2 protein-coding genes and 1 pseudogene are annotated in these 1,219 nt (G+C 59.2%); all 3 read right to left on the reverse strand.

The genetic code is table 11. The features are described from left to right. Positions 1–236: pseudogene (locus AAIR21_RS27670) on the reverse strand (hypothetical protein); the annotation flags it as partial. Between the two features lie 67 nt (positions 237–303). Beyond that, positions 304–957, reverse strand: a complete 654-nt coding sequence (locus tag AAIR21_RS27675) for a fimbrial protein (protein WP_333169006.1) — start codon at positions 955–957, stop codon at positions 304–306. 62 nt (positions 958–1,019) lie between these two features. Further along, positions 1,020–1,219: hypothetical protein (locus tag AAIR21_RS27680; RefSeq protein ID WP_434682809.1), on the reverse strand; the 200-nt coding region annotated here is incomplete at its 5' end.

The following is a 1,219-nucleotide window of genomic DNA, read 5'->3' on the forward strand; positions in this document are numbered from 1 at the left end:
ACCTCGTTTCCGCTGTTGTGCAGGGTCACCGACACCGACTGTGCGGACTGCGGGTAAATCACCCGGGTCTGCAGCAGTGATACCCCGGCCTGCGCCGGCAGCACCGCCGTCATGTAAAGTGCCAGGGCCGTCATGGCACCCTTCATGATGCCTTTCATTATGTCTTTCACGTTTTCGTGTACGCCGGTTTTCTGCTTCACACGCCCTCCCGGACTGACCTGTTTTGTGTTATTCATTTTTCATCTTCCCTGCCGGGGCACTGCTCTGCCCGCCCCGGCGTATCCCCGCAGTGCCTGAGCGTCCTTACCTGACATCCCAGTCAAATGACAGGGTGGTCGTCAGGGTGCCGGCCGTCACATCCTTGTAGGCGTAATTCCCCCTTGAGGGCATCACGAAAAAATTCACGGAACGGCTGTCCACATTATCCCCGGCCCCCCCCACATCCACTAAGGTGGTGCCCGCTGAACTCAGCAGCGTTCCGCTGCCGTCAGTGTCATTGGCTGACAGCAGAAAACCGAGGTGCGTTGCCGCGCCGTTGCCGGCGGATAAGTTTTTGAACAGCTGCCCGCTGCCATCCGCCACATCCGCCGTCCCGGAAACCTTCAGGACGTTGGTGTCTGAGGGGTTCGGGGCGCCGGTGCAGGTCAGATCCACAGAGAATGTCTGTCCCGTGCCTTTTCCGATCCTGATGTCGTTTGAGTTAAACGTCGTCTGCTGAACATCAGGCAGGGTTATCCCGCTCTGTGCCGCTGAACTGCTGATGGTGCAGGTCCCTTTAGTCAGGGTCTGCGTGACCACTATCGAACTGCCGGCCTGTGCCGGCGATACCAGCACCAGGGAAAGCAGCATCCCGGCACCGCCTGCCAGCCACACAAAAGGGCGTGTGTTTTTTATCTGCCCGTGCCGGGACTCAGGTAATCCGCCTGCCGGCTGCTGCCACTCGTATGTCTTCATCATTCTCACCCTGCGACCTGCCCGGCAGGCCCTGCTGTTTTTTATCTGTTATCCGCCCGGAGGGCTTATTTCCACTGAAAATCAAAATTCAGGGTGGCCTTCATGGTGCCCGCCTTCACCGCCGTGACACCGTACCCGCCGCGGTATGGCATGATGAAAAAGGGGATGGTTTTGTTATTGAGGCTCTCTCCGGCGATGCCGGCCGGAACCGTTGTCGCCACCGCCTGTGAACCCGCAGCCACCAGTAGCGTACCGCTACCGTCAG

This window comes from Enterobacter sp. PTB (assembly GCF_051130085.1).
Taxonomy (GTDB): Bacteria; Pseudomonadota; Gammaproteobacteria; order Enterobacterales; family Enterobacteriaceae; genus Enterobacter; species Enterobacter ludwigii.

Bases quoted from the DNA above. Each gene is read 5' to 3' on its own strand.
- AAIR21_RS27675 (WP_333169006.1), bottom strand. From the start codon at position 957: ATGATGAAGACATACGAGTGGCAGCAGCCGGCAGGCGGATTACCTGAG.